The organism is Segeticoccus sp. (assembly GCF_035708005.1).
In genome coordinates this window covers 1-4,071 of the sequence record NZ_DASSTI010000191.1, presented here as the reverse complement: position 1 = coordinate 4,071, position 4,071 = coordinate 1, and the positions used below count along the sequence as shown (strand labels likewise).

The window sequence follows — 4,071 nt, the reverse complement described above, 5'->3', positions numbered from 1 at the left end:
GCGGCGAGATCCTGCGCCGCGCCTTCGAGACGATCACCGATCGCAAGGACGAGCTGGCCCTCCTCATGACCCTCGAGATGGGCAAGACGATCAAGGAGTCGCTGGGCGAGATCGCCTACGCCGCCGAGTTCTTCCGGCACTTCGCCGAGGAGGCGGTGCGGATCCGCGGCAACTTCCAGACCGCACCGGCCGGCGGGGCCCGCTTCCTGGTCACCCGGCAGCCGGTCGGGCCGTGCATCCTCATCACGCCGTGGAACTTCCCGATGGCGATGGGCACGCGCAAGATCGGCCCGGCGATCGCAGCCGGCTGCACCAGCGTGATCAAGCCGGCGCACCAGACGCCGCTGTCGATGCTGGCTCTCATGGAGATCCTGGCCGAGGCCGGGGTGCCCGACGGGGTGGTCAACTGTGTCACGGCGATGGACGCCGGGGGCGTCACCGAGCCGCTGATCCGGTCCGGGCTGGCGCGCAAGCTGTCCTTCACCGGCTCGACCAAGGTCGGCAAGATCCTGCTGCAGCAGTGCGCCGAGAAGGTGCTGCGCACCTCGATGGAACTTGGTGGGAACGCGCCGTTCGTGGTGTTCGAGGATGCCGACCTCGATGAGGCGGTGGCCGGGGCGATCGCGGCGAAGATGCGCAACATGGGCGAGGCCTGCACGGCCGCCAACCGGATCTACGTGCACGCCGACATCATCGATGAGTTCGGCCGCCGGCTGGCCGAGAAGATGGGTGCCATGAAGGTCGGCCGCGGCGTCGACGACGGCGTCACGGTGGGGCCGCTGGTCGACTCGGCCGGGCGGCAGAAGGTCGCCGACCTGGTCAAGGACGCCCTCGACCACGGCGCGCAGGTGGTGCTCGGGGGTGAGCAGCCCGACGGTGACGGGTTCTTCTACCCGCCCACGGTGCTCACCGGTGTGCCCGCGCAGGCGCGGATGGCCGATGAGGAGATCTTCGGGCCGGTGGCGCCGCTGACCCCGTTCACCGACGAGGATGAGGTGATCAAGGCGGCCAACGACACCGAGTACGGCCTGGTGGCCTACGTTTTCACCAACGACCTGCGCCGGGCGCTGCGCGTGGCCGAGCGGATCGAGAGCGGCATGGTCGGGCTCAACCAGGGCGTGGTGTCCAACCCGGCCGCGCCGTTCGGCGGCGTCAAGGAGTCCGGCCTCGGCCGCGAGGGCGGGCCGAACGGGATCGACGAGTTCTTGGAGACCAAGTACGTCGGCATCACCATGTGACGATTTGCTGGGGGTGCGCCGGGCGGGGGTATACCTGTGCCGGCGCGCTCCCTCGCACTCGCTGCGCTCGCGCTCACGCCATGCCCGAGCCGAGCGCCGGCACAGGCACACCCCCACCCCGGCGGGAGCTCTCACGCCATGCCCGAGCCGAGCGCCGGCACAGGCACACCCCCACCCGGCGGGCGCTCTCACGCCGTGCCCGAGCCGAGCGCCGGCACAGGCACACCCCCACCCGGCAGGAGCTCTCACGCCGTGCCCGAGCCGAACGCCGGCACAGGCACACCCCCACCCGGCGGGAGGTCGGGCGTCTGGCTCAGGCGGGGGTCGTCTCGGCCGCGTCGGCGGCCACCGTCGGGGTCCGGGTGTCGCCGGTGAGCCGGCGGACGGCGTCGTCCATGTGCTCGACGAGCAGCCGGTCGACCAGTCGTCGGTCGCCGGAACCGATGGCTTCGGCGATCGCCCGGTGTTCCTCGACCCGCCGCTCGGAGGCGCGGTAGGACTCCGCCAGCGCGTGGATGCACATCCGCGTCTCGGTGATCAGCGTCTCGTGGACCCGGCGCAGCCGGGGGCTCTCGGAGAGCTCCACGAGCAGCCGGTGGAACTCGATGTCCGCCTCCCCCACGGCCGCCTCGCGGTTGCGGGCGGCGGCGCGCCCCATCCGGTCCACCACCGCGAGCAGCTCCTCGGCCGCCGCCGCGCGATCCCCCCGGACCACCCGGGCAGCCGCCGCGCGCTCGATGGCGCTGCGGGCGACATACATGTCCTCGACGTTCTCCGGCGTCATCTCCAGGACGAACAGCCCCCGGTTGCGCACGGAGATGAGCAGGCCCTCCTGGGTGAGCCGCTGCATCCCCTCGCGCAGGGGACCACGGCTGACGCCCAGCTCGCGCGCGAGCTGGGCCTCGAGCAGCTGGCTGCCCGGCGGCAGCTCGCCGTGCCCGATCGCCTCGCGCAGCTTGTCGGCGATGATGCTCGGGGTCGACTTCTGCACGAGCGGCTCGATGTAGTGCCGGCTCATCGGAACAGCGTCCCCATGCCGGGCAGCCGCGGGACCGGACCCAGCAGGCGCAGGCCCTCGTGCACGGTCACCTGGTTGGCCGTCAGCACCGGTATGCCGACCGCCTCCTCGAGTGCCTCCAGGTAGGCCAGCGTGTGCATCGCCGTGTCCGGGACGAGCAGCGCCTCGGCGCCGTCCACGTTCGCGCTGCGGGCGAGGTCGAGCACGCCCTCCTCGTCCAGGGTGCCGACCTCCGCGGCGGTGAAGATGCCGTGGAAGCCCATGGCCGTCACCGTCATCCCGCCCCGGCCGAGGAACTCCACGAAGCGCTGCGCGACCGGCTCCGGGTAGGACGCGGCGACGCTCACCCGGGTCAGCCCGAGCGCGCGGAGCGCCTCGACGAACGCGATCGACGTCGACGACGTGGGCTTGCCGAGGATGGCGCCCAGCTCGTCCACCTGCTTGCGGGCGCCGTCCCAGCCGAAGACGAAGCTGCCCGAGGTGCAGGCCCACATGACCGCGTCGACGTCCGAGGGCAGCTTGCGCGCACCCTCCGCCAACCGGGCCGGACCGCCCAGGTCGAGCAGGGCCCCGACCTCGTGGGCGTCGACGTCCACCGTGGTGTGCACCAGCGGCAGGCGGACCGCGCCGTCGAGACGCTTCTCGAGGGCGGGGTAGTCGTCCTCGGCGCTGTAGCCGGGATAGAGCAGGCCGATGGTCGGCGCCCCGGTCGTGGTGTCGGGGGCGACGGTGCTGGATTCCGTCATGCGGGCCTCCACGTCAGCGATGTGATGATTGTCGACAATATTACAGAACTGACGGGATGCCACCCACCCCTCACCGTGGCCGCCTCACCGGGGCTGCCACGAACCGGACGCCGACGACCCGCACCCCCGGGCCGTCCCTACAGTGGGCGGGGTCCGGCCCAGCACGCGCGACGGAGGATGCTCGATGACGGACCAGACCGAGCAGGTGACGGCGACGAGGGAGCGCGGGCCGGCGAGCGAGGGCTCGCGGCGAGCGGCCGGTCGCCCCGCCTTCGACGTGGAGCGCCTCGCGGCGTCGTTGCGGCGGGAGCTGCGCGGGCGGGTGAGTACCGGTGCGGGGGACCGGGCGATGTACGCGCACGATGCGTCGAACTACCGGGCCCTGCCGGACCTGGTGGTCGTGCCGCGGGACGTCGATGAGCTCGCGGTGGCCACGCGCCTCGCCGCGGAGGCCGGGGCGCCGGTGGTCACCCGTGGCGGGGGCACCTCGATGGCCGGCAACGCGATCGGCGGCGTGGTCATCGACGCCTCCCGGCACCTGACGCACATCGTCGACCTGGACGCTTCGTCCCGCACCGCCGTGGTGGAGCCGGGGGTGGTGCTCACCCAGCTCAACGCCGCGGCGGCTCGGCACGGGCTCACCTTCGGGGTGGATCCCTCCTCGGGCAGCCGGGCCACGCTCGGCGGGATGATCGGCAACAACGCCTGCGGTGCCCATTCGGTCGCCTGGGGCACCACGGCCGACAACGTGCGGGCGCTGGAGGTGCTGCTGCCCGGCGGCGAGCGGACGACCGTGCACACGCCCTTCCCGGGTGACCGGGTCGAGGGCCGTCGGGCGTGGCTGGCCGGCCGACCGGGCCGGGAGGGCGAGATCAACCGGGACCTGTTGCGGATCGCTGATGCGCACGAGCTGCTGATCCGCCGCCGGTTCGGGCACTTCTCGCGGCAGATCTCCGGCTACGCCCTGCAGCGGCTGCTGCCGGACAACCTGTATGACGTCGCGCGCCTGCTCGTCGGCAGCGAGGGGACGCTGGCGACGACGTTGCGGGCGACGGTGGCGCTCACGCCG

4 protein-coding genes are annotated in these 4,071 nt (G+C 72.6%); 2 read left to right on the top strand and 2 right to left on the bottom strand.

Annotated elements, in window-relative coordinates:
• The coding region (locus VFL99_RS18045; RefSeq protein WP_325107758.1) for an NAD-dependent succinate-semialdehyde dehydrogenase at positions 1–1,238 on the top strand (1,238 nt) is incomplete at its 5' end.
• 313 nt (positions 1,239–1,551) lie between these two features.
• Here the strand turns inward: VFL99_RS18045 and VFL99_RS18040 are convergent.
• Together VFL99_RS18040 and VFL99_RS18035 are read right to left on the bottom strand one after the other, a co-directional pair.
• Positions 1,552–2,256: a GntR family transcriptional regulator gene (locus VFL99_RS18040; protein WP_325107757.1), complete on the bottom strand. Its 705-nt coding sequence runs from the start codon at positions 2,254–2,256 to the stop codon at positions 1,552–1,554.
• Positions 2,253–3,002, bottom strand: coding sequence for a maleate cis-trans isomerase family protein (locus tag VFL99_RS18035; RefSeq protein WP_325107756.1), 750 nt, complete (start codon positions 3,000–3,002; stop codon positions 2,253–2,255). The genes VFL99_RS18040 and VFL99_RS18035 overlap by 4 nt, the downstream gene beginning before the upstream one ends.
• A gap of 184 nt (positions 3,003–3,186) precedes the next feature.
• On the opposite strand from VFL99_RS18035, the gene VFL99_RS18030 reads away from it, so the two are divergent.
• A partial coding sequence (locus VFL99_RS18030; RefSeq protein ID WP_325107755.1) for an FAD-binding oxidoreductase occupies positions 3,187–4,071 on the top strand: 885 nt, incomplete at its 3' end.

Bases quoted from the DNA above. Each gene is read 5' to 3' on its own strand.
- VFL99_RS18040 (WP_325107757.1), bottom strand. From the start codon at position 2,256: ATGAGCCGGCACTACATCGAGCCGCTCGTGCAGAAGTCGACCCCGAGC.
- VFL99_RS18035 (WP_325107756.1), bottom strand. From the start codon at position 3,002: ATGACGGAATCCAGCACCGTCGCCCCCGACACCACGACCGGGGCGCCG.